At 61.9% G+C, this 708-nt stretch carries 2 protein-coding genes; both read left to right on the top strand.

Annotation, left to right across the window (positions count from 1 at the left end; genetic code table 11):
* The first annotated feature begins 17 nt into the window (after positions 1–17).
* A complete protein-coding gene (traL, locus tag H7A81_RS27455) occupies positions 18–158 on the top strand; it encodes a type IV conjugative transfer system protein TraL (RefSeq protein WP_255479066.1) in 141 nt (46 codons plus the stop codon).
* An 18-nt stretch (positions 159–176) separates the two neighbouring features.
* On the top strand, positions 177–708 hold a 532-nt coding region (locus H7A81_RS27460; RefSeq protein ID WP_182059364.1), incomplete at its 3' end, for a TraE/TraK family type IV conjugative transfer system protein.

A 708-nucleotide genomic window follows, 5' to 3' on the forward strand; every position in this document is an offset into this window, starting at 1 on the left:
CCACGCTCTTAGCCGCCGTGGTTGGAATACGTCACCTCAAGAAAGGCCGCGGATCTCAGTATCTCCTCAACCTTGCGTACTGGTGCCTGCCCACCTCAGTGATGCGCTTCTTCATCAGCATCCTGCCCGACAGCTACAAACGGCACTGGGTCGCCTGACCCCCTTCCGGAGACATCATGGAATTAAAGCTGCGTTCGGCGGGCAACCGCAATATGGCCGTGGCGATTCTGGTGCTGCTCGTTATCTCTATCCTCGCGCTGGCCTTGTGCTGGCGCCTTTACGGTGATAACCGCGCGCTGATGAATCAGCTCCTCAGTAACCGCCAGACCATCATCGTTCCCTACGGCGCCGACACGCCGTTCAGCTTTACCGGCGAGCGCGGCGACGCCCGCTACCTGCGCCTGATGGCGCTGGCGTGGCTCAACCTGCGCCTCAACATCTCCGACAAAAACGCCGAGGCCAGCCACGAAATGCTCCTGGCGGGCGCCTGCGACGGCGCGGAGAAATCCATTAAGGGCGTGCTGGCCGATGAGGCTTCACGCGTCAAGGGCAACAGCGGTGGCTCGGTGTTCTACCCGAAAGACGTCAGCGTCTGGCCGGACAGGGGGATCGTGGACGTCACAGGCGATTTGCAGCTGAGCTATGGGCTGCACGACGGCAGGCCGGTGAAGAAGCACTACCGCCTGCGTACCGACACCCGCAACAACC

Origin of the sequence: Pantoea sp. ME81 (assembly GCF_903970985.1) — a bacterium.
Classification (GTDB): Bacteria; Pseudomonadota; Gammaproteobacteria; order Enterobacterales; family Enterobacteriaceae; genus Pantoea; species Pantoea communis.